Raw genomic sequence first — 23,300 nt, forward strand, 5'->3', positions numbered from 1 at the left:
GATGCGCCGGTTAATAAGCGCTGTTGCCCTGCTCTCCCTTCACGATCTGCACCCCTGAGCTTGCGCCGATGCGGGTCGCGCCGGCCTCAATCATCCGTTTGACGTCTTCCAGGCTGCGGACTCCGCCAGAGGCCTTTACGCCTACGTCTGGACCTACGGTCCGGCGCATCAAGGCGATATCCTCGACTGTCGCTCCTCCGCCTTGGAAACCGGTGGATGTCTTCACGAAGTCAGCGCCGGCCTGCACAGCCAGTCTGCAGGCTGTTACCTTTTCCTCGTCCGACAGGAGAGATGTCTCTATAATAACTTTAACCAAAGCCTTGCCCGCAGCCGCATCGACAACGGCCTGAATATCGCGAAGAACGGTGTTGTCATCACCGGACTTCAGCGCCCCGATATTGATGACCATATCGACCTCAGTTGCGCCGCTGTCAATCGCATCGGCCGTCTCGTAAGCCTTCGTCTTCGACGTGGAGGCGCCAAGCGGGAAGCCGATGACGGTGCACACCTTCACCTTCGTACCTGCAAGCTGTTCCGCGGAATAGGCTACCCACGCCGGGTTCACGCACACTGAAGCGAATCCGTACTCCTTCGCATCGTCGGTCAGTTTCTTGATATCTTCTGTCGTCGCGTCAGACCGCAGCAGCGTATGATCGATCATGCCAGCTATACTCATAATTACGCTCTCCTCTATCGTTTGTATTCATGCCATAAATGATGCACGTCTGAACTATCTTATACTGTCTTATACCCAATCTTAACACCCGTGTGAACAAATGTATATCTACGATTGAAATTATGTTCAGTCCATTCAGCTAACTCGTCCAACGCGGCTATGCCAGCCTCAGTGGCTGCCTAATCGTCCTCTAACAATGCTTGCGCCGTAAATTGATCGGTCACCAGAATATTCGGGTACTTGCCATTGAGCGCTGCCCGGATGGCAGTCAGCTTGCGCTGCCCGCCTGCTACAAGGATAGACTTCTCCTTCCGGCGCAGGTCGGACAAATCAATACCTACAGTCCGGTTGTTGATGTCATCGCTGACAATGTTTCCTTCCGCATCAAAAAAGCGGGAGCAAATATCCCCAGCCCCCCGGTGCCGTAACAGTCTCTGCTCTTCCTCACTGAAATAGCCAAGCCGGAACAGCAGGGCATCCTCCTGAATCGTCCCTACCGTGAAAACTGCAATATTCGCCTGCTTCCCGAGCTGGATGATCCGCTGGATATGCCGGTCCTCCTCGACCAATTGCTTGAGGGGGATGCTGTCGAAAATGACGGGCAGCGGCAGGTAACGCGCCACGGTACCATATGCCTCCGCAAATAAATGCACCGTCTCCGCTGCATACGTATTCGTGCGGGAGTGGCTGACGCCTCCTTTAAGCTGCACAACCTCGACGCCGCGCAGCTGCTTGGGCCGCAAATGGAGCGCCACTTTATGCATGGTCGTTCCCCAGGTCACACCGATGATGTCTGCATCCTTCACCGTTTCGTACAAATAGTCGGCTGCCTTCCTGCTAATATGCTCCTGAATTTCCTGATACTCGTTCTGCGGCGAATGGCAAACCAGCACCTTGTCGATACCGTATTTCATCTTGACGCGGTCAGCCAGCGCATTCAAATCCTCTATAGGATCGACGATGCTGATGCGGACGTACCCCTGCTCCTTCGCATGCTGGAGCAAACGGGATACCGTGGGGCGAGATACACCAAGCCGTTCCGCGATTTCCTGCTGGCTGTAATCTGAAATATAGTACAGTCTGGCCGCCTCGATACTCAGGCTACGCTTGTCCTTTTCCATATATGCATCCTACTTTGACGTAAATTAATGGCAGTGCCATTGCTTTCCAACCATTATAGTGCCTTCCCGGCTCCCTTGCCAGCAGCCGTGGCTGGATTGCGGCTTGGCTCCAGCGACGGCGCCGAAACGCCCCAAATCGCGGAACGAAACGCAATACCCGCCAGACCAATCAATGCGGTGACTGCGCCAATAAGCATAAAGGCCGCGCCGGCTTGGACCAGCTTGATCAAAAAGCCGCCAATCAAAGGTGCAGCCAGCATCACCAGACTGACGATCGTGTTCTGAATGCCGAATACCCGGCCGATCATCTGCTCGGAGGTCTCTTTTTGCAGAATATAATTTTGCGTTACCATATACATGCCGTTGCCGATGCCGATCAGTGCACCGAGTCCGAGAAGCAGCAGAACGCCGGTCCCCGGCGGACACAGCCCCAGAAGGGCGATCCCGGTCCCGATCAGCACATAGCCCCCGCCGAGTCCCCAGCCGTAGCCGATGCGATTCAACCGATTAAGGATGACAATCACGGCCACGGCCCCCGCTCCGATCGCAGACACCAGCCAGCCGATCAGCGATTCATTCGCGGAATCGATCGCACGCAGCAGCGTCGGGAACTGATAATCGATCATCAGCAGCGCGGTCAAGCCGACAAAGCCGAACATCATCGTATACAGCACTTTTTTAGCCTGAAAAAGATACAGCCAGCCTTCGCGCCAATTTTGGAGAAAAGCATCCCAGGCCCTTCCCCGTCCGGAATCCGTCCTCTGCAGCGGCTCCTCTGCAGGATGGGAGGCCGGAAGCGCGCGCAGCGGGAGCAGCAGTACGGCCGACAGCAGCCTTGCTCCGGCATTAAGTATAATGCACGCCTGAGGCGACAGCGCTGTCAGCGTCATCGCGCCAAGCAGCGGGCCGGCCACCTTCGAGGACTGGTTCACCAGACCGTTGAAGGATGTCGCCTGAAACAGCAGAGTCGGCGGCACGACTTGCCGTGTCAGCGCCTGCTGGGCAGGCACGTGGAACACGCCGCAGGAGGCTCGCAGCGCCAGCAGCGGGAGCAGCCAGGCCATGTTGGGCGCAGCCAAAATGCATAGCGTCAGCACCACGGTAATTAGGTCGCAGACCATCATGAGCCGCGCTTTACGCACCCGGTCCGCGACCGTTCCGGCGAAGGAGCCGAGCAGCACCGCCGGCAGCGCCATCGTCACCGGGATAAGGGCCAGCAGCACCGGGTCCACGCCCCACCGGTAAGCGACGAGCACCTGTATGGCGAGCGCGTCGAACCAATCGCCAAAGGAGGCAAGCGCATAAGCTCCAAACATATGCCTGAAGCTGCGTATCGATAAGAGGGAAGAGCGATCTTTTTGTGTCATAGGGTAATCTGTCCTTTCGTATCTCTAGATACCCTTATCCTATCCGGCGATTGTCAGAGGATGATCAGACGGCCTGGGCCACGGCCGCAGGCAGCTATGATAGAGATAATGCTCTGCCAATGACGGCTTCCATCTCCTTCTTATATTTCGATAGTCCTAGCTCTTCATCCAAAGAATCATAAAGCGACGCATATTTGTGCTGCATTTCCAGGCCAGGATGCTTCCGGTCGATATATCGCAGTATTTGGCAGAGCGAAATGATCCGAAGCGGGACGTTCAGCGACATCTCCAGCACATCCAGACCTTCATCAAACTTTTGCTCCGCCTCCTTTTTGCGGCCGCGCGCCAAATCCAAAAGCCCCTGAACGATGCGAAAACGTCCGATTTCCCGCAAATACGGCATATCCTCGAGCAAGCGGGCCAATCGTTCCGCCACCTTGTCCGCTTCCTCAAGCTCTCCGGCCAGCACGCAAACATATATTTCCATAAGAGCTACCGGCATGACAAACCCGCTGAGCCCATCCGCCTCAACCGTCTTCCTCGTCTCTGCGAACCGCTTCATCGCCTCCACTTCAAGTCCGGCATCCGCATACACCTCAAGAATGTTAAGTATACGCATTTCGCGATGCTCCTCCGGAGAAAGGGCTTGCCGGGCAATGGCCTGTTCACAATAGCGCAGTATTTGCTCCGGCTCGGGATTTGTCCCTCGGTATAAAATCAGCAGCCAGTACAGCCGGGTTTGCAGCGGCAGGCCGTCCGCTTCCAGGAACCAGGTGATATCGCCTTGTAGGAATTTCAAATAAACGGCGTAGAACGGATCCAGCTCGAAGCCGAGTATGTCCTTCTGCGTAGCCAGCGCCAGCATCGATTTGCCTTGACCGAACAGGTGGTATTTCTTGAAAATATCCCGCACCGAGGAATTAACCTCGCGATCGCCAACCGACGGATTCATTACGGATTTCGGTTCCCCGACGGTCAGGCTGTATCCGTATCCCCGCACAGTATTGATGCGAATATGCGCCCAGGGAGACAGCTTCTTCCTCAGGCGGTAAATATGATCATCCACTGTCCGCTCTACCGGGTATTCCATCGTCCACACCCGATCAAGGAGCTGATCGCGCGTAAAAGCCCTGTCGCGGTGACGATACAGAAATTGCAGCAGCGCGAACTCCTTCGCCAGCAGCGTGATGCTCTCGGAGCCCCATTTTACTTTGTAGCCGGAAGGATCGAATGTCAGTCTCTCCATAACTACCCCTTCTCCAAATGTCTTATTAGATTTATCATAATCGATCACCGCCCTCCTGAGAAATGAAAAGCGCGCAACCGATCTGGGTGCAAAATAAAAATCCCCGAAGGAGGCGGTCAATATTGCTTTAGGCCGCCCCTCAGGGGATGATTTACTATGTTCTATTATGTTATAACATGGCAGGCGTACGTTTTCTCTTCTGTGGAAAATCGGGCAGCTCGTTTACAGAGACGATTTCATCCGTCTTCTTCTCCGGCTGCTTCCAATACTGTTCATTGCCGGGAAGGTCGTCGAACCAGGACGCATCCTTCGGACAATCGAGGATCATCAATTTGCCGTAATCCCCGTCACGGGACTGGTGATATTTCAAATAGGCCTTGCCGTTTTCAATTGCTAGAATTTCGATCTTGCCCGACGTATGGCTCATCGACAGTCTGACGCGTTTGCCCAGCCCGGATGTGCGCGCCTTCGCCTCCTCGACGATCCGGTAGACCTCTTCCAGGGAAAGGACGAAATCCCGGTTCCCGGCTACCGGCCTGTTCACGAAGAAGTAGTAAGGCGTAACCCCTGCCCAGGACAGCTTATCCAGCAGTTCGCCAAGCACTACAGGGTCATCGTTGATGCCTTTTAGCACGGGGGTCTGGTTGACTACGATCGCGCCAGCCTCATGCAGTGCCTGGAAGCCGCGTCTCGCTTCCGCCGTAATTTCGCGCGGATGGTTAATATGAGCCATGACGTAAATGCGCTGCTCCGGCGTGGAAAAGGTGCGGATCACATCGAGCAGTTCCTCGTCCTCGTAAATGCGCATCGGATTAAATACAGGAATCTTGGAGCCAAGACGAATGATCTTAACATGCTCGATTTCACGCAGCTGGGCCAGAATTCCCCGCAGCTTCTCCGTAGCCAGAATGAGGCTGTCCCCGCCGGTCAACAGGACGTTGTTGATTTCGGGATGCTTGGCGATATAATCGATCCCCGGCTGTACATCGGACATGGCCTCCTTCACGTCATTGCGGAACAAACGCTTGCGGAAGCAATATCGGCAGTACGCGCCGCACACCTCCGACACGATCAGCAGAGCTGTCGTCGTATACTTGTGCTGACAGCCCGGCACGACATAGTTGGTATCCTCGTCTGACGCATCCCAGCGGCCGTATTCCTCTAGCTCCCCTTCATTCGGGATAACCAGCTTGCGAATCGGATCCTGGGGATCGTTCCAGTCAATCAGGCTCAAATAATAATCGTTCACCCGAAATACGAACTTCTCCGTAATCGGTTTCAAACGCGCCCGCTCCTCCTCCGGAATCATCGTCAGTCTGTCCAGATTCGTAATGTACTTCGTTTTCGCCTTTGTCATTTGTACATCCTCCTTCCTAGTAATCAACAAAAAAGACCCCAAACCGGGGGTCTAGACACAGCTGCGCCAGCAAGGGTCAGAAGACAAAAATAGACCCCAAAACAGGGTCTAAAGAGACGTAATTAATGATTTAAAACAGACCCATCCACTGCTGACGAGGTTAGCTGACGGACTCGGGTAAGATGGTACCCTACACCTCATAGGAATGAGTGATTCGCCCCAAGAAAAAAAACTGGTTCCCCCGCTTTCCTGGCTATCACCAAGAAACTAAGCGTGTGTCTATGATACGGTGTAAGGGAAAGATTGTCAACCTTAGGGCAATTAACAAGAGAATTGGAATAATTATAATATTCTTAAAATTTGACGTTTAATGTTATTTTCTGTCATCTGCCCTGTCATGATCCGTTCGGGGTCAAGCTTTTGGCGAGGCGGCTCATACAGCGCCGCTATTTCATAAGTCGCCAGCTCGGAGCCAATGATGGAGCTGTCTTCCGGCTTAAGCTCCCTGACTTTGCTGTGCAGCGTTCGCGCAGCTCTGCTCGTTGACCATTTGTCAAAATACCGCCTATCCTCCCATGTCGTGCAAACCTGCAGCTCGTCGCATTCCTGGCTGTTATCCTTGATCAGCACTTCCATGAGCAGGAAGCCTTCAAAAGAATGAACCGGTGAAGGCGTCCTGAAGCGGGACAATACTTCATTTACCCTGCCTTTTCGAACCCGGATCGTTTGGATGGCCTTCATCATCACCATCATTTTCCGACCACTTCTTTCGATAGAAATGAACTTAAATACTCATGGACGAAAATGGCGGCATTTCCCCCAGCCTCGGCGTGGCGAATCAGCGATATACCGTGCGGGCCTTTGGCATAGACGGTCTCGGGGTGATTTTCGACGATCGCTTTAACGACGTTCAGCTCTCCAAGCATAGCCGCAGCAAAAATATCCATCCGTGCCCCGTGCGCCAGCAGCAGCCTTGCAATGCTGAAATTCCCGGTATGCGATGCGGCGCCGAGGGCGCTCTCCCAATCGCCGCTCCCCCAATCAATGACCCCATGAACGAGTGCGGGTTCCTGCTTGAGCAGCCTTGCCACCTCATCATAATCGCCATGCGCCGCTACAATAAATTCACGTACCAGCTCGTGATTTAAAGGCCCTCTTGGCATGTATACCCCTCCTTGCCCGTGCTGTCCGAACCTCTCGCTCTCTGTTTCTGTTCATCGCTCTCTCGTTGCCGCTCGCCCTCTCTTCGGCACACCGCCGCACTGATAATGAGAAGCCATGATATATATACCAATGATGCTTGGTTCATCTTCCATTCCTCCATTCTACATAATTGATAAGCATTCTCAATGATTGATCAATTCCATTCTATTGATAATGATTCTCATTGTCAATAAGAGGGGTGGAATCTTTCCCTCCACTAAAATAAACTACGGATTTATGACTAAATGATCAGATTCAGGTAACTAGATGTAATTCTGCAGTTAGAATAAAAAGTGGACATCTCTTAGTGCAAAAATAGATAATGAGTCTAATAAGATAAAGAGGTGTCGAAATGAGTGAGACGAGACAACGGTATAACGAAACATTTAAACGTGAAGCCGTAAAGTATGTGCAAGAACAAACCAAGTCACTCGAGGAGATCGCAAACGAGTTAAACATTAACCCCGGTACATTACGAAACTGGGTCGGAAAGTATCGAGAATTTGAAAATGAACCCGTTAACCAAGGCGAAACTCTTCGCCAGCAATCTCAAATGATCGATGAACAACAACGGGAAATCGCACAAATCGCCGTTTATTACTGAATGGATCATCGCCAACAGCACAAAGAGCGCTGCCCCCGGCAACGCTCATCGTACATATGGCTATGTTTCTATTTCCGTGTCTAGACGGTAGATGCCGCTTGATTCAGCATATATTTCTCGACGACTTTAGCTACGCCGTCTTCCATATTCGTGTCGGTTACATAATCTGCGACAGCCTTAATATCGTCGGGAGCATTGCCCATGGCTACGCCAAGCCCGGCAAATTCAATCATCGCCAGATCATTATAGCTATCCCCGATCGCTATAACTTCTTCCCGCTTGATACCCAGCTGCTGGATGAGATGGTGCAGGCTCGTCCCCTTATCTACGCCCGCCTCCGTAAATTCCAGGAAGAAGGGCTTGGAGCGAACGACGTTAAGCTCCCCTGCCAGCTGCGGCTGCAGCTTGCTCTCCAAAGCAACCAGCTTCTCCGGATCATCGACCATGAGCACCTTTACGACCGGCTCCTGAACCGCTGCAATAAAATCCTCAACCTCGACAATCCGCATCCCCGTAATTTCGCCTTCGATATCCGTATACTTATTATGTGCCGGAGTCACGATATCATCGCCAACGTAAGTATGGATCCATACGCCCTCCTGCTTGCTGATTGCGTACAGCTCATGGGCCGTTTCCGGTGTCAAAGTACTGCTGAACAAGACCTCCTGGGTTGCGGAATTGGTAATTTTCGCCCCATTAAAGGATAGAATAAAGCTGCCGTATTTCTCCAGCTCTAATTCCTTGGCGATATGCGTCATAGCAAAGGTCGGGCGGCCGGAGGCCAGCACCACCTTCATTCCTGCCTCCTGCGCATCCATCAGCGCCTGCTTCGTGCGAGGCGAAATCGTATGGTCATCCCGCAGCAGCGTATCATCCAAATCCAGCACGATCATTTTATAATTCATCTCTCTATGTCCCCTCCACTCATTCTGTCGATAAGCTATGAAGCTAGCTGCTTAGTATCGCAATATACATAGCATACCATCTCTGAATGAGCTTGAGGGTATTATTTCGCTAGTTTAATCCAACGAACCTAATAGTTTGCGTTATAGAATAGACTCGTTCACCACAATATACACATCGAAGCACGGCTCCGCGCCGGCGGGCGGTTGAATGGATAGCGTGTATCCGGTAGAGACCTGGATCATCTTGTTGCGGTGGATGTAATCCACCAGCTCTGTGAATACCCGGTCCAAGCCTTCGGGATCTCCGGCATACCTGGTATGAACCGCATTCACCAGCTGAAACATCGGTTTGAATCCGTAAGGCTCCGGCAAATCCAGTGGCCGATCGACCGGGAACATAAACTCCATGTCCAGAACCTGCTCTTCCGAATCATGATCTATTGCGAAAGTAGCGGAGATCATCGGTCCGTTGCGTTTAGCTCCGCTGCCTTTCAAAACGGCAACGAATTGGCCCAGCCTATGATCAATCTCGGACTGCTTCATTCTTGCGCGATAGGAAGCCACATTCTCAAATCTGATGCTCTTCCCGGTTTCGATTTGAATCGTCTGCTCCATCCTATATACCTCCTGGATTATTAGATATGTTTTCTTATTTGGGAATCGTCCGCTCTTCCGTCCCATAGCGGCGCTGTGCAGCACTTTGAATCCACTGAATCCGGTGCTCGAACGAAGGATGCGTCTGCAGCTTCTCGATGAATCTGTGAATCGATAACACGGAATGGTTCAATTCGGCCAGTTTGGTTAGTGCGGCAATCAATACCTTCGCTGGTATTCCCATCTTTAACACGTATTCGTCCGCATCCCTCTCCAGCTTTCTCGATACGTACGAGCTCACAAACCACAAATATCCCAGCAGCAGAGCCAAAATAAAAACAACCCCGACAGGTATGGGTATGTGAAACCCATTAGCCTCTGCTTGATCCATCAACGACGTCAGGCCTAAAAATAAAGGAATTGCCGCAACGAACAGAACGGCTTTAATCCATAAATGGAACCTTCTGATATGACCGATCTCATGGGCAAGAATGGCATTTACTTCATCTAACGAAAGATTCTCCAGCAAATAGCTGGCTACGAACACCTGCTTATAAATCAGGCCGCAGACGAGCGCATTAGCTACTTTGCTGTCAGTTGTCGGCCATTCAAATACCTGTACCCGCTTCATCTCATGTTTGTGCAAAAACCCCTCGATATCCGCCTTCTTCCTCTCATCCCTCAGCGGCCTGGCCGATAAAGTAATGCGAAGCAGATAAGGATACGCAAGGTTATAGGCCGCGATTCCGATGAATATGAACAGACAGGACCATAGACCGCTTAGCTCGATCTTCATCCAATTGAATCTGAGCGGCAGCACAACGAGTGCTGGCAAGTACATTAGAATGCTGGACTTGGCCGCCATCGCCAGTTCCTTCCGCATGGAAGTTCCGACATCTCGAACGATTCTGCTGACCCGGTGATAAATAGCCTGGCTCAGGATCGTACTGAGCATCAAATAGGCAAATGGCAGCGTCGTTATGAGAACAAAATTTAGCTTCGTCTTTGGCAAAAAGCTGGCCAGCAGCATGATGATCGCAACCATCGAAACTACGTAGTATATGTAATGAGTGAATCTTATCGTTCCGAACAAATACAAGGCCCGTTCCTTGGATCCCGTTGCCTTGTAACGCTGAATCGTAAGATTGCTAATAATTATGGCAATCACTGCATTAAACAAATAAATGATGATGGATAAAATGATCTTTGCTGCAATCATGGCCTCACTCCGTTATAACTGCCTTTAGATTCAGATTTGCTTTATTCTATAAACGACGATTCAGCCGGGCTGGAATGCCCGACTGAAATCATCAAATGATTATCGTTAATGTTGATCAGCTTGTCCAAAAGGCTGCTGCCAGATTGGACGGCCTATTGGCAATTACCACCAGAACGTAAGAAGATAAGCTGCAGCTCCGCCAACCGCTCCCGCGGCTCCGCCTACGAGCGCTCCTGGTCCAGCACCGACACCGCCAGCCAAAGCTCCGCTAGCTGCGCCGCCGATGGCACCACTGGCCGCACCGCCGACTACCGATTTCCCCAGATCGCTCCAGCTGAAATCACCGCCGCCGTCAATTGCCATCATTTCATGAAGAGACAGTTCGCTAAAGCCATTCAGTTGCATAACAGAATCCATAAATTCTCCTCCTTAAAATAATATTTACTTTAGTTAAGAGCTGTGCATTATATGTAAATGTCTAACTAAAGTACGCCTTTGCTACTTCCCTCCGTTGTTTCTTCTTTTGACATACAGGCTATAAATAAAGACAGCGGCAAACCCTACAATGAACGAGAAGATAATAGTAATTGCCATGGGTATTTACCTCTTTCTGGTTAGTTTCTCCAATTAACTATATTATTAACAATATGACAAAATAAGTAAATATCCCCTGAGGGCTAATTTGAGTGATTTACCAGACTCGCAGCACTTTTACCTTGCCGTCATGGATCTCCAGCTCCATCTGCGCCTTAGGCGATCCGGTCTGCTTCAGCATCTGGACCTTCTGTTCCTCATTCAAGTTGACGATAATGCGATCTTTAAACTTGCTAGCCTGCTTTCTCCAATTGCTCATGACGTCATAGTAGTCGAATAAGTAGGCATGGTTCCCTGGCTCTCTCTTTCTAGCATAGGTGCCGGCCGCAGAATAGGATGAGGGGCGTTCAATTAGGGGAGCCTCCTGCAAATCTTCGATTAAACGGGCCGTTATCGGTGCGCCCGTCTTCAGCTCGATATCGAGAAAAGCCGGCATGCTGTTGCATTCAATAAGCACGAACTCGCCGTCCGGAGTCCTTCTCAGATCTATACCGCTGAATCGGAGCCCCAGCTGCTCCATCGCTTTGGCACAGAAGCTGACAACGCCTTCAGGCAGGTCAACGCTCTCATATTGCACTTCTCCGGAATGATATTCCGGGTCGGTCCGGTAATCCAGAATATCCGGATTCGATTTGATAATTTTATGAGCAGAAATCATTTGTCCGGCCAGCATGTTGACGCGAATGTCGTCCCCAGGGATCTCCTCCTGGAATATCGCAGGCTCATTGCTGATGGCATCAAGCTGCTCCAGCAGCTCTGGGGTCACCTTTCGGCAATAACTGCCTCCAGGAAGCGGTTTGCAAACCGCGCCCTTCACCTCAGAAATGAAATTGCGGGCGATTTCCGGGTTAGATGTAATACAGGTTCTGGGCAGGGGAATGCCTAGTCTATGGAGGGCGTTCAATTGATAGTATTTCGATGAGTTGCTCGGCGCGTTGATAACTCTCGCCCCTTCCTCATGAAGGGCGTGCATCCAGCCCCGTACTGCCTCAACCTGGGCTGAGAACTGGAGCTGATTGTTGTACCGGTCGGCCGCAGTGCCTCCAGCCAGCTGATTGGGATTATGCGTCATAATGCTGCGGAAATAAACGGAGCGAAGCCTTCGCAATGGCTCCCCGTTATAGATCAGCTCACCGTTGACGGCCGCATAATCATTCAGCTTCGGCGAGCCAAGCTCCTTATATTCGATCCCCCTCTCTCTGAGCATCGTTACCATATGACGACAGTGAACATCGTTCATGGGATTGACCACGAGGATTGGCATGAGTTACCTCCTTCTCTGTTACACATACGAATTGATAATTTTGTAAAATAAGCACAAAGGGGATAAATGTCAATAAGACAATTACCCCCTTTGTTGCTAAGCATTAGAAACATTCTTCGCCCAGCGCCAACGTTGTAGCGCTGCCTTCTTCGCCGAGCGCCAGCGTCGTAGCGATCGGTCCGCCGTCTTCTTCGCCAAGTGCCAGCGTCGTCATGATCGGGCCATCGCCTTCTTCACCGACAGCCAGTGTCGTAACGATTGGACGCTCCAGGCTTCCGCCGTCGATGTGCTGCATTTCCTCAGGGGAAATTTCGACTGCGTTGATTTCGACATTAAAATGAGAGCTAATGGAATCCTTTTGCATTGGATCGAGTGTAATTTTCATTATTTTCACCTCCTTTCCAGTCACTGCTTCAAATCTAGCTTTTTCAACATATATTCAAGCACCGTCTCGCTTCTCGTAATGATTTGCGCTTCGGCCATCATCCCTGTCTTGATGTAAGCATCCTCTCCTTTCTTGCTCTGGAGCGGCTTGTTCTGGATATCGGCTTCGACAGCATAATAGCTGTATCCATCCTGCTGGTTCATAACCGCATCTCCGCTAATGGATCGCACCGTACCCTGCAGCATGCCGTAGTCATTGGAAGGAAGGGCAAAAAAACTATATTTGATCGTATCCCCTACTTTGATGTTCGCCACGTCCTGGTTGGATATCGCCAGCTTCATCATGAATTCGGAATCGTTCTCCGGCAGAATCGTCAGCAATTCCGTTCCTGTTTGCAGCAGATCCCCCGCATTGATATCGGTTATAACGTTGACGGTTCCATCGATCGGAGCAGTGATTACATAATCCCTTAGCGCGAAATCCAGATTCTGCAGGCGTTCCTCCAGGCTCTTTACACGCTCCTGCTCGGCTTCTATGGATTCGGCCAATTGCAAATACAGAGCATCCGCTTCTCCCTGCAATTTGTTCAACAACTGGTCATTCTCATTTATGGCCGTAATCAGCGCCAATTCGAAGCCGTTGGTATAATCGCTGGCCTGCAGCCGCACCTCCTCCAGCTTCTGCTTGGCCTCGCTTTCATCCCCGTCTTGCCGGACCGCCATTTTAAAATGCTCGGATGCCGTTTGCTCCTGCAGCGCATACTGTTCTTTCTTGATTTGATAGTCTTGAAATTTGTAATAATATTCCGTAGCGGGCGGCAATAGATTTGCACCTGCAGCGATGGACTGCTTCAACAGCTCCAGATGCTTTTGCTTCTCTTCAGCCTGCTCCAGCAATCCCATCAGCCGGATCAGTTCCACGCGAAATTTCTGCTTCGTAGAATGGCCATCCAGCAAACTGCTAAGTCGTTCAGGCTGTCCAGCGGCTTCTGGATTTGCCGGCGTGTTCCCGGACAGGATTTGCGCTTTGAACTGTACCAGCTCCTCCAGCTGTTCCTTCGCTTTCTGCAAATCAAGCTCCGCAGCCAGCTTGTCCGCTTCTAGCTGATCCTTATGCAGCGTATACAATATATCTCCGGCCTTCACTTTCTGCCCCGCCGTGTAATAAACGCTCTCTACGTTGCCTGTGGCCTTGTTCTGGATCCGGCTTACCTTTTCATTCGGACGCACTACGCCGCTTGCCTTGACCACGATGTCGATTTTGCTTATGGAGGCCCATATCAGCCCGACAACTAGAATAAGAACCAGAAAACCGAGAAATATCGAGATAAACGGGCTCGTCCGCGCCTCCATGATCTCCCGGCTGTCGGTGATCTCTCCCATATCCCTAATGACTGTTCTCATATTCGTCCTACCTACTTCCCTGGTGTGCTCATGATAGGTCATTGTCCTTCCATCCGCCGTGGCAGTTATTTGCTGACCGTCTCCAGCATGCCTTGTCCCTGCGTGCCCTGTTCATTTATCCCTTCCGGAATCTGATCCTTCCACAGCTCGTAATATTTGCCCCCGCGGCCCATAAGCTCCGCATGTGTTCCGGCCTCGATAATTTCACCGTGATCCATGACAAAAATCCGGTTGCAGCGCATAATCGTGCTCAAGCGATGAGCGATGATGATTGTAGTCACATCCTGCAGATTATGTATGGTCTCCGAAATCGCCTTCTCCGTCGTCGAATCCAAATTGCTCGTCGCTTCATCCATAATGAGGATGTCCGGCTGCTTCAGGATCGCTCTTGCAATCGCGAGACGCTGCTTCTGTCCGCCGGATAAGTTGGACGCATCCTCCTCCAGCACCGTGTTGTATCTTAACGGCAGTTCGTTAATGAAGTCATGAGCCTTGGCTATCTTCGCGGCCTCCACGACCCGCTCCAGCTCCGTCTCGTCATCGATCCCAAGGCAGAGGTTATCGCGGATCGTACCGCTGAAGAAAAACGTATCCTGCGTAATATAAGCAATCCTCTCGCGCAGCGTATCTATGTTAATGTCCTTAATGTTGTTGTCGTTAATGAGAATATCGCCCTTCTCGGGGGAATAGAAACGCATAAGCAGCTGAATCAGCGTCGTCTTGCCTGATCCGCTCTCGCCGACGAAAGCAATTTTCTCCCCAGGAGAGATCGTCAAATTCACGTTTTTCAAGACAAGCTGTCTTGTGCCATACCTGAAATCCAGGTTCTGGAGCTTGATCTGCCCTTTCAGCGATACCGGACTGATCTTCCGGTCTTCGCCCTTCTCCTTCTCCGGCGTAAGATCCAGAATCTCCCCGAGCCGGTCTGCGGCAACTACGGCCGTCTGGACCATCGGCTGAAGGTTGATCAAATTCTGGATCGGTTCGAGGAAATAAGCGAGCAGCGCATTGAAGGTGATCAATTGGCCCATCGACAAATTGCCGCGGATAACCTGGTAGGCTCCTGCCCACAAAATAACGATTCCCCCGAGCGCCTGAACCAGCCCCTTTAATGATGCCTGCACATTATTGAAAAAACCGAAGCGGAACACGCTCCGCAGCAAAACAACAAACTTCTTCTCCGTCTCGAAATTCGCTTTCTGCTCCGCATTGTACGCCTTGACTGTCTCGATCCCGTTGATCGATTCTACCAGGTAGGAGTTCAGCTGAGCGTTGTCCTCCATCTGCTTGCGGTTCATCCGCTCAAACGGCTTATGGAACGCCCATACAAGCACGAGGTACAAGGGGATCATCATTGAGGTTACCCCAAACAGAAACGGGCTCTGGGAGTATAAAATGAACCCGCCGATCAGCGCCATGATGACGTCGATCATGATCGTTAAGGTTGCCCCCGATATCGCGTCTCTCACTTTGGAGGCGTCCATCAGCCTGGAGATGATTTCTCCCGTCTTGCGGGTGCCGAAGAAATTCATCGGCAGCTTAAGCACGTGCTGATAGTAGCCGAGGATTAAGGAAATATCTAACTTCTGGCTCAAATATAACAGCAAATGATTGCGGAAAGCGCTTAACAATATTCTGAACAGGGTCAAGGCAATAACGCCGACGGAGACCATATGCAAGGTCTTGTCCAAACCGTGAGGCAAAATTTCATCTAACAAAAACTTAAAGTAGAATGCACCGAGAATTCCTAATATGGTATAGAGAATTGACGCCATGAACAGGCTAAAGATAAGCTTGCGTTGAGGAATTAAAAGACTGAAAAACCGGGGAAATAATCCTTTCGTCTCATCCCCCTTTTGAAAGGTAGGCGCCGGAACCATCAGAATAAGCACGCCTGTCCAAATCTTAAAGAATTCCTCGGGCGTATACTTTACAATTCCTTTTGCCGGATCGGCAATGATAAGTTCCTTCTTTGTAACTTTATGTATGACTACGTAGTGGAGTAATGTTTGATCAATTATGACGTGTGCGATGGCCGGTAAAGGAATTGGCTCAAAAATGGATTCCTGGGCTGCCTTCACCCCCTTGGCTGTAAACCCAAGGCTCTCTGCGGCTTTAATGACACCGTAGACGTTCGTACCCCTCTTGTCCGTTCCGGCTGTCTCCCGTATCCGGGATATCGGAATCTTCAGCCCATGCTGCTTAGAAATCGTGGCCAGACAAGCCGCACCGCAGTCTTTGATATCGAATTGCTTAATGCAGTGGTATTTGCCCAAAAATATCATTTCAGATCGTCCCATCCGCAATTTAGTTGTGTACAGGCCATTTCATAAATTATACCATTTATGGGATATACCTTGTAAATATCCCTTTAGGGATATTTCGAGGCTTAAATTTCCCTGATGCTCGTTTTAAGGATGAAATTTGATAATGAATTCTCCCTTGTCGCTGACATTGGTTTTTTTGTAGACATTTTTCAGCGTATTTTTCACGGTTCCTGGAGCAATATACAGCATTTTGGCGATTTGCCCTACCGAATGATTATGCATCCAGAGATAGCCGATTTCCTTCTCCCGTTTGGTCAATCCGCATTTATCGAACGCAAGATAGATCGCCTGCTTCCTCTGTTCTGGATCCGGCAGTCTCCCTACGACGCGGTCTATTAATTGCTGCAGCAGCGGTACGACGTATGTAATATCTTCGTTGACGGATAAAGACATGTCCAAATATCCTTTAATTTCACCGTTGATGCAGATAGGAGCGCAGATGCAGGACCAGCCCGCAAACAGCTTCAGGTGATGCTCTTCCCCGCGAATAACAGCAATGCAGCCCGTTTCCATCGCGACGGACAGCGCATTGATCCCCGCGTGCTTTATATCAAACAAGCTGCCAACCCTGACATTATGCTCCTTTAGCGAAGCGACCACATGCTCCGGGCCGCTCAAGCTAAGCGTCACACCCTCCGTATCCGTCAAAAAAAATATAAACGGCCGGATCAAAAATCGGTGAAGCGCTTTCAATTCTTCTTCAACTACGGAGATCAGCTCTTGGTGGGTAGCTAATCTTTGGATCATTTCCTCTTCTGAAATACACTTCAATTGATCCATGTAAACATGATGCCCGCTAAGTGCAAAGGAGCTGTTCCACTGCTGAATCGTTCTCTGGTTCACGTCCTTCAAATAGACCCACTGACCGTCAGGTAACGCCGTCTGATAACTAAAGACGCTTTTCAAAATATCTCTCCTTTCCTACTTTTAAGATATTTTACCATAATATATTTAAAAAATAACCTTTTAACTATATTGGTAATTTAAGTTTTGTAAATATTTAGCGCTTTTAAGGGTTGCTGTATAAGCATCATTCCCAGGAAAAAAACGCCTCGCGGCGTTTTTTAGCAAGCTAAATTTAGATGAAAATTTGAGCAGGACACGGCTAACTTTCAATAGGATAGGCCATGACGCTCATCAGTGCCAGCTCCGGCTGGGTCGTATCGAGACGGCTGTATTGAATGATGACGGGAACATCACTTTCTAACGTTAGCGCATAAGGCACTCCGGCAGGGATTCGCTCTCCGCCGCTCTCCAGGGAGGTAGTGCGAATATGCCTTGTGCGGCGGCCTTCAACAATAGCCTCAATGCCCTCCAGCGGCTCGCGGTCTTCATAATAGATGGTAATGCCAAGCCTTGCCGGCGTCTCCCCGCAATTCAGCACGCAGATGCTTTCGTGGCTGACGAGTTCTCCCCGGCTGTCCGGCGGAATATATCCGTCGGGAATGACCCAGAAACGGTGTCCTTTTGCTTGAACTCCCATATTGGCGGTTCTCCCTTCTTGTTAATTGTACGGATCTTCCTTGGAGCGCAGCAGCTGCGCCAGGAACACCAGAGCCAGCCCCTGTCCCCAGCCTTGGATCCGTTTGCAAGGCACTTCCTTGTACCCCTCTACATCATTCATGACCGCCGTACCGGCCGAAACGTCTGTAACCGTGCCGTCGTCCTTGATCCGAGACAGAATGCCTTCGATCGATTTTTGCGTATACTTGTTGTACAATCTTCCCCGCATCAGCAGCGCCGTAGCGATCCCAGCCGATCCGGAGGTCTCCAGGTAAGAGGTCTCGTCATCCAGCACCGTATGCCACAGCCCTTCGGGCGATTGCAGCCTGACGAGCGCACTGAGCTGATCCCGCAAAGAGCCGTCGATGATCATATAGGATGGGTGCTGAACCTCGACGTACTGCAGCGCCTTCGACATCGTAAGCGCCGCCCAGCTGTTGCCGCGGGCCCAGTAGATACCGGACATATGGTTCTGGTTCAAATGATCCCAGCCATGATAGTAAAGATTCGTGTCCGGATCCTGCAGAAACTCCTCATGTCCGTGATACTGCTTCAGGCCGTCCTCGAAATATTCCTTGTTTCCGAGCAGATGCCCGATGCGCAGCAGAAAATAACCCGCCATGAACATCGTATCCACCCAAGCCTGCTGGGGAAATACGTCATTCACCGAATTCACCGTATGCTGAAAAATACCATCCGCGAACCGTTCCGCTTTATTTTTCAAAAATTCCGCCATTTCGACAGCCGTGTTTAAATATTTCTCGTCCTGGTAGACCTGATATAGCGTCAGCAGACAGTGGCCGATTGAAACGCCGTTTACGGAAAGCTTCGGCAGGCCGTCCTCCATATGCTCGTCGACCCAGGCTTTCAGTTTGGTTAAATATTCCTCATTTCCCGTTGCCTCGTACGCTTCGCAGACCCCGTAATATGCTACGCCGCCCGGCCAGTCCCAGTTGAAATCCATATTAAACGTACGTTCGACGACCCGGGCGATCGTCTGCTTCACCTTCGCCTCATCATAAACCAATGCTGGCATGTCTAGCTCTCCTCCCCTTAATGGCTCTGTGATCATTTGTTCCTCCCATACGTTACCTGAGATACATGAATAAAGGCTGCAGCTGCAAATCGCCAATTCCGTCGGCAATTAACCGGGCGATCGCTTCTCCCCCCTGCTCCTGGAAATGCGTATTGTCCTGTACGCCCGCAGGGAAGTTCATGTATTCGCCCGGGTACACCCACATGAACAGGTCTTTGCAGCCCTCTGGCCCGGCCGTCTCGAACAATCGCTTGCTTCGGGCAGCAAGATCAATAAGCGGCGTATCCGTCTCTGCGGCCAGCTCCTGCATGGCCGTGATATAATCTCCGTGCGTATCAGAAAGCGTTCCGTCCGGGTTGAAATACCGGCGATGCACCGGCGTCACCAGCACCGGGTAGGCCCGCTTCTCCCGGGCAGCTTCGATATAACGCAGCAGATGCTGCTTATATGTCGTAAACGGGTCCGTCCCCCGGGGATCGGGCTTCTCGTCGTTATGGCCGAACTGGAGCATCAGGAAATCGCCAGGTTTGATCAGCTGCAGAATCGCCTCCAGGCGCCCTTCCTCGATGAAGCTCCGCGAGCTGCGCCCGGACTGGGCATGATTATCTACACAGACATCGTGCTTGAACAAGGCGGGCAGCAGCTGCCCCCACCCCGCGTAGGGATAGCCGTCCTCCGGCTGATCCGTCACGGTGGAATCACCCGCAAGGAATAGGGTCAGCGTATTGGGCGCGGGCTGAAGCTCCAGCATATTCAGGCGAGGCGCCTGCCCTGACACATGCAGACGGAAGCGGCCGCCCCGCACAGGAACGGCGAATTTCTCCTCGATAAACTGCCCGGCTGCTGAGCGAATCGGCGGCAGCACCCGCTTGCTGCCGGCGACCTTCAGCAGGGTATGCGTTTCCGCCAAAGCGTCTCCTGCCAGAATGCTCACCACATATACGCCGTCCGGCACATTTGCCGTAAACGTAGCTCCCATCGGAATGCAGAAGCGATGATACAGCATGGCTCTGACATCGCCGGGAACGGCAGCGGCCGCGGCCAATCTATCCCGGGCATACACACCGTTTATGTCCTCGAATCCATATCCGGCCGCAGAGTCATACACACTTTCCGCGGTCACGCCAGTATAGCCTACCGCTGGCTGCCCCGGCCCAAAGTCGAATTTCCACGACATTTTCTCCAGTCCAGGCGCCGCGGCTCCTTTCCTCTCATCTTTCATACAATTCCCCCTCCCCGCTATGGTCTCCTATGACTCACCGTCAACGTCTGCTAGCCTTTCAATCCGCTGCTGCTAATTCCTTCTACAATTTGTTTCTGGAACATAAAAAATACAACAACGACCGGAATCAAACTGACGATGGACATCGCGAACATCGCTCCCCAGTTGGACCCGGACTCACTGTCCAGAAACATCTTCAGCCCCATCGACACGGTATATTTCTGCGGCGAATTCAAATACAGTACCGGGCCGATCAGATCTTCCCACCGCCAATAGAAGGAGAAGATTGCCGCTGTAGCGAGCGCTGGTTTAATGAGCGGCAGAATGATGCGGTAGAAGAGCCGGAATTTGTCGCAGCCGTCGATCGTTGCCGCCTCATCGAGCTCGCTCGGAATGGAGCGGATGAATTGAATCATCAGGAAAATGAAGAACGGCGCCCCGAAGTAGTTCGGGATGACAATCGGCTTCATGCTGTTCAGCCATCCGAGCTTCGAGAAAATAATATATTGCGGGACAAGCACCACGTCATGGGGCAGCATCAGCGTTACCATCATTAGCGCAAACCACAGATTGCGCCCTCTAAAATCAAGCCGGCCGAAGCCGAAGGCGACCAGCGCCGAGGAAATGACGACGCCGATGGTAGCCAGCACCACGATGATGAGCGAATTGACGATAAACTGGGCGAAGGGCTGTCCTCCGACACCGGCCCAGCCTGCGGCATAGTTCCCAAAATCCCAGGACTGCGGGATCAGCTGCGAGGCCGTGGCAAAGATCGTCCGGCTCTCCTTGAAGGAGCTCATGAACAGCCAGATGATCGGGTACAGCATGAGAATGGCAATTGCGCCGACAAACACATGATAGGCCGGCCATTTCCATTTGCCTGCAGCCATGATTAACGGCCTCCTTTCGACTCATAGAACACCCATAATTTCGATGTCTTGAACAGAATCGCCGTCATGATGCCGACCATAATGAGCATGACCCAAGCCATCGCCGCAGCGTAGCCCATATTGTTGAACATGAAGGCCTGCCGGAATAAATACAGGGAGTACAGCAGGGTTCCGTCCATCGGCGTTCCTTCCCCTTTGGAAATAATATAAGCCGGCACGAACGTCATAAATGCGCTGATCGTTTGCATAATCAGGTTGAACAGGATGATCGGGCTCAGCAGCGGCAGCGTGATCTTGAAAAACTTGCGGGGAGCGGTTGCTCCGTCAATGCCTGCCGCCTCGTACATCTCCGGAGAGATGTTCTTCAGCCCGGCCAAGAAGATCAGCATGGACGATCCGAATTGCCACACCGACAATGCAATCAGGGTTCCAAGTGCGGCATTGGGATCGCCGTACCAAGCGACAGGCGGAATGCCGAGAAATATAAGCAGGCTGTTTACGATGCCCTGTTCGTTAAAAATGTTGCGCCACATAATCGACACGGCGACGCTTCCGCCGATGATCGATGGCAAATAATACACGGTCCGGTAAAAGCCGACCATGCGCGACTTCGTATTGAGCAGCATGGCCACGAACAAGGCGAACATCAGCCGCAGCGGCACGCCGGCAAATACATATATAAAAGTAACTCTGACCGAGTTCCAATATTTCTGATCCTGGGTAAACATTTTTTTAAAATTGAAGGTTCCAATCCACTGCGGGTTATTGAATAAATTGTAATTCGTGAATGACAAATATAATGAGATCAAAATCGGAATAAACGTAAAGACCAAGAACCCGATTACAAACGGACTGATAAAAGCATATCCGGTCAAATTGGCTCTGAGTGACTGTTTCCGCAAGGCACCTGCACCTCCTGGCAGTATCATGAATATGAAATCCACCTCAGCCTATTTATTGTTTGCCAGGATGCCGTTCGCTTCCTGCCGGAACGCAGATGCAGCTTTCTCCGGAGTTATCTGGCCGTAGTTGATCTGCTCCACCAGGTCGGCAAGGGAGGCGATCACCTGCGGTGAGCCTACCGGCGGCGCCGGGCTCATCGGTGAGCTCTTCTCTTCCATAGCCGCAACGAAGTCGAATACCTGCTTCTCCGGCTCCGACAATTCAGAGACGATCGCTTCTTTGATCGATGCCGAGATTGGAACTCCGCGCTCACCCTTGATCATTTTGTTGGCTTCCACGTCATTAATCCAGAAGTCGATAAACTTCGCCGCTTCTTCCTTGTTCTTGGAATGGGAAGTGATCGACCAGAACATGCTCGGCTGCATGTACAGGCCCTTCTCCATATTCGGTCCCATCATAGACGCCAGTTCCATCGGCCGGTTGACCGCGGCCTGAAGTCCAACGTACTGGTTAGACCATTGCCATACGCCGACACCTGTTCCTTTGACGATTTCCGATTCCTCCAAAATGCCTTTCGTTTGCGTCAGCTTCTCCTGGGAAGGCACGGCGCCTTCTTTGATCAGCCTGGCCAGACGCCCGAAGAATTCGGTGAACAAAGCATCATCCTCATAGCCGAGCGCCGTACCTTCCTTGTTATACAGGGAATATCCATGGGTACGAAGGAAGTAATGGAAGAAAATATCCGGCGCCATGGAACCGTCCATGACATAACCCGCGTCTCTAACCTTCATGGCGATTTCCTCATATTGATCCCAGGTCCAATTTTCGGGGATGCTGTCGACGCCGGCTTTGTTCAACAGCTCGGGGTCGTATTGGAATCCAAGCACGTTCACACCGGTGGGCACGCCGTACTGGACGTCGTTGATTTTTCCTGTGGAAATCACATTTTCGTTGACGTCATCAATTTTGATTTGATTGCCTATATAAGGCGTCAGATCCTCAAGCTGGCCGTTCTTGGCATATTGAACAATGTAAGAGATGTCCATCTGCACGATGTCCGGCAGCTGGTTCGCGGCTGCCTGGGGCGCAAGCTTCTTCCAGTAGTCGTCAAAGGCCGCATACTCCACGTCGATTTTGACGTTGGGGTTCAGCTCTTGATACTTATCGACGATCTGCTGGGTATATTCATGGCGCTTATCGCCTCCCCACCAGGCAATTCTCAGCGTCGTTTTATCTTTTTTGCCCTGGCTCTCCTGCACGGGCTTGTCATTGTTCCCTCCGTTACTCGCACCTCCGGTGCTGCCTCCGCCGCTGCAGGCAGGCAAAATGAACAGCAGGGCAACCAACATCCATAAAGCGGTTTTCTTCCTCACAAACATGCTCCCCTTTCGTCGAACGCTAGTTTGTTAACGCTTACAATTATCATTTTCGCCCTTATAGGGGGTGTAAGGAAACTCACTCATCCGACTTAAAGGTATAAA

General features: G+C 51.3%; 24 protein-coding genes and 1 riboswitch. Of the genes, 1 reads left to right on the top strand and 23 read right to left on the bottom strand.

Features of this window, described 5'->3' with window-relative positions; translation table 11 throughout:
* Positions 1-10 precede the first annotated feature (10 nt).
* The 8 genes from deoC to QNH46_RS20865 form a co-directional block, all read right to left on the bottom strand.
* Positions 11-676, bottom strand: a complete 666-nt coding sequence (gene deoC / locus QNH46_RS20830) for a deoxyribose-phosphate aldolase (protein WP_283925855.1) — start codon at positions 674-676, stop codon at positions 11-13.
* A 179-nt stretch (positions 677-855) separates the two neighbouring features.
* Complete coding sequence (gene deoR / locus QNH46_RS20835; RefSeq protein ID WP_283925856.1) at positions 856-1,797, bottom strand: DNA-binding transcriptional repressor DeoR; 942 nt, start codon at positions 1,795-1,797, stop codon at positions 856-858.
* 53 nt (positions 1,798-1,850) lie between these two features.
* On the bottom strand, positions 1,851-3,164 hold the full coding sequence (locus tag QNH46_RS20840) for an MFS transporter (protein WP_283925857.1): 1,314 nt from the start codon (positions 3,162-3,164) through the stop codon (positions 1,851-1,853).
* 94 nt (positions 3,165-3,258) lie between these two features.
* A complete protein-coding gene (locus QNH46_RS20845; RefSeq protein WP_283925858.1) occupies positions 3,259-4,410 on the bottom strand; it encodes a winged helix-turn-helix domain-containing protein in 1,152 nt (383 codons plus the stop codon).
* A 169-nt stretch (positions 4,411-4,579) separates the two neighbouring features.
* Positions 4,580-5,767 (bottom strand): KamA family radical SAM protein, encoded by a 1,188-nt coding sequence (locus QNH46_RS20850; protein WP_283925859.1) that lies wholly within the window; start codon positions 5,765-5,767, stop codon positions 4,580-4,582.
* Between the two features lie 134 nt (positions 5,768-5,901).
* Positions 5,902-6,051, bottom strand: a riboswitch (cyclic di-AMP (ydaO/yuaA leader).
* Between the two features lie 58 nt (positions 6,052-6,109).
* A complete protein-coding gene (locus tag QNH46_RS20855) occupies positions 6,110-6,511 on the bottom strand; it encodes an antibiotic biosynthesis monooxygenase (RefSeq protein WP_283925860.1) in 402 nt (133 codons plus the stop codon).
* 5 nt (positions 6,512-6,516) lie between these two features.
* Positions 6,517-6,930, bottom strand: coding sequence for an ankyrin repeat domain-containing protein (locus QNH46_RS20860; protein ID WP_283925861.1), 414 nt, complete (start codon positions 6,928-6,930; stop codon positions 6,517-6,519).
* Positions 6,912-7,076, bottom strand: a complete 165-nt coding sequence (locus QNH46_RS20865) for a hypothetical protein (protein WP_283925862.1) — start codon at positions 7,074-7,076, stop codon at positions 6,912-6,914. Before QNH46_RS20865 ends, QNH46_RS20860 begins: the two co-directional genes overlap by 19 nt.
* Before the next feature lie 246 nt (positions 7,077-7,322).
* Between QNH46_RS20865 and QNH46_RS20870 the strand changes: the two genes are divergently transcribed.
* Positions 7,323-7,574 carry a transposase gene (locus tag QNH46_RS20870; RefSeq protein WP_283925863.1) on the top strand — a complete coding sequence of 84 codons (252 nt, stop codon included), beginning with the start codon at positions 7,323-7,325 and terminating at the stop codon, positions 7,572-7,574.
* Positions 7,575-7,654: 80 nt separating this feature from the next.
* Here QNH46_RS20870 and QNH46_RS20875 read toward each other — a convergent pair whose 3' ends face one another.
* The 15 genes from QNH46_RS20875 to QNH46_RS20945 all read right to left on the bottom strand — a co-directional run bounded on the left by QNH46_RS20875 (position 7,655) and on the right by QNH46_RS20945 (position 23,198).
* Positions 7,655-8,479, bottom strand: coding sequence for a Cof-type HAD-IIB family hydrolase (locus QNH46_RS20875; RefSeq protein ID WP_283925864.1), 825 nt, complete (start codon positions 8,477-8,479; stop codon positions 7,655-7,657).
* A 141-nt stretch (positions 8,480-8,620) separates the two neighbouring features.
* Complete coding sequence (locus QNH46_RS20880; RefSeq protein WP_283925865.1) at positions 8,621-9,094, bottom strand: GyrI-like domain-containing protein; 474 nt, start codon at positions 9,092-9,094, stop codon at positions 8,621-8,623.
* A 34-nt stretch (positions 9,095-9,128) separates the two neighbouring features.
* Positions 9,129-10,292, bottom strand: coding sequence for a M48 family metalloprotease (locus QNH46_RS20885; RefSeq protein WP_283925866.1), 1,164 nt, complete (start codon positions 10,290-10,292; stop codon positions 9,129-9,131).
* A 162-nt stretch (positions 10,293-10,454) separates the two neighbouring features.
* Positions 10,455-10,709: a Blp family class II bacteriocin gene (locus QNH46_RS20890; protein ID WP_196427215.1), complete on the bottom strand. Its 255-nt coding sequence runs from the start codon at positions 10,707-10,709 to the stop codon at positions 10,455-10,457.
* Between the two features lie 274 nt (positions 10,710-10,983).
* Complete coding sequence (locus tag QNH46_RS20895; RefSeq protein ID WP_283925867.1) at positions 10,984-12,150, bottom strand: ATP-grasp domain-containing protein; 1,167 nt, start codon at positions 12,148-12,150, stop codon at positions 10,984-10,986.
* A 103-nt stretch (positions 12,151-12,253) separates the two neighbouring features.
* Positions 12,254-12,535, bottom strand: coding sequence for a hypothetical protein (locus tag QNH46_RS20900; protein WP_283925868.1), 282 nt, complete (start codon positions 12,533-12,535; stop codon positions 12,254-12,256).
* A 20-nt stretch (positions 12,536-12,555) separates the two neighbouring features.
* Positions 12,556-13,938, bottom strand: coding sequence for a beta-barrel domain-containing protein (locus QNH46_RS20905; RefSeq protein WP_283925869.1), 1,383 nt, complete (start codon positions 13,936-13,938; stop codon positions 12,556-12,558).
* Between the two features lie 65 nt (positions 13,939-14,003).
* Positions 14,004-16,223 (bottom strand): peptidase domain-containing ABC transporter, encoded by a 2,220-nt coding sequence (locus QNH46_RS20910; RefSeq protein ID WP_283925870.1) that lies wholly within the window; start codon positions 16,221-16,223, stop codon positions 14,004-14,006.
* A gap of 126 nt (positions 16,224-16,349) precedes the next feature.
* Positions 16,350-17,171 carry a LuxR C-terminal-related transcriptional regulator gene (locus QNH46_RS20915; protein ID WP_283925871.1) on the bottom strand — a complete coding sequence of 274 codons (822 nt, stop codon included), beginning with the start codon at positions 17,169-17,171 and terminating at the stop codon, positions 16,350-16,352.
* 199 nt (positions 17,172-17,370) lie between these two features.
* The gene (locus tag QNH46_RS20920) at positions 17,371-17,748 is read right to left on the bottom strand and encodes a sensory rhodopsin transducer (RefSeq protein WP_283925872.1); all 378 of its coding nucleotides are present in this window, start codon (positions 17,746-17,748) and stop codon (positions 17,371-17,373) included.
* Positions 17,749-17,769: 21 nt separating this feature from the next.
* Positions 17,770-18,804, bottom strand: coding sequence for a glycoside hydrolase family 88/105 protein (locus tag QNH46_RS20925; protein ID WP_283925873.1), 1,035 nt, complete (start codon positions 18,802-18,804; stop codon positions 17,770-17,772).
* Between the two features lie 52 nt (positions 18,805-18,856).
* Entirely contained in the window at positions 18,857-20,026 is a 1,170-nt protein-coding gene (locus QNH46_RS20930; RefSeq protein ID WP_283925874.1) for a rhamnogalacturonan acetylesterase, read from the bottom strand.
* A 50-nt stretch (positions 20,027-20,076) separates the two neighbouring features.
* Positions 20,077-20,916, bottom strand: a complete 840-nt coding sequence (locus tag QNH46_RS20935; RefSeq protein WP_283925875.1) for a carbohydrate ABC transporter permease — start codon at positions 20,914-20,916, stop codon at positions 20,077-20,079.
* A 2-nt stretch (positions 20,917-20,918) separates the two neighbouring features.
* Positions 20,919-21,818 (bottom strand): carbohydrate ABC transporter permease, encoded by a 900-nt coding sequence (locus QNH46_RS20940; protein WP_430691850.1) that lies wholly within the window; start codon positions 21,816-21,818, stop codon positions 20,919-20,921.
* 48 nt (positions 21,819-21,866) lie between these two features.
* The gene (locus QNH46_RS20945) at positions 21,867-23,198 is read right to left on the bottom strand and encodes an ABC transporter substrate-binding protein (RefSeq protein WP_283925877.1); all 1,332 of its coding nucleotides are present in this window, start codon (positions 23,196-23,198) and stop codon (positions 21,867-21,869) included.
* Positions 23,199-23,300: the final 102 nt, after the last annotated feature.

It is taken from the genome of Paenibacillus woosongensis, from assembly GCF_030122845.1.
In the GTDB taxonomy this organism is placed as follows: domain Bacteria; phylum Bacillota; class Bacilli; order Paenibacillales; family Paenibacillaceae; genus Fontibacillus; species Fontibacillus woosongensis_A.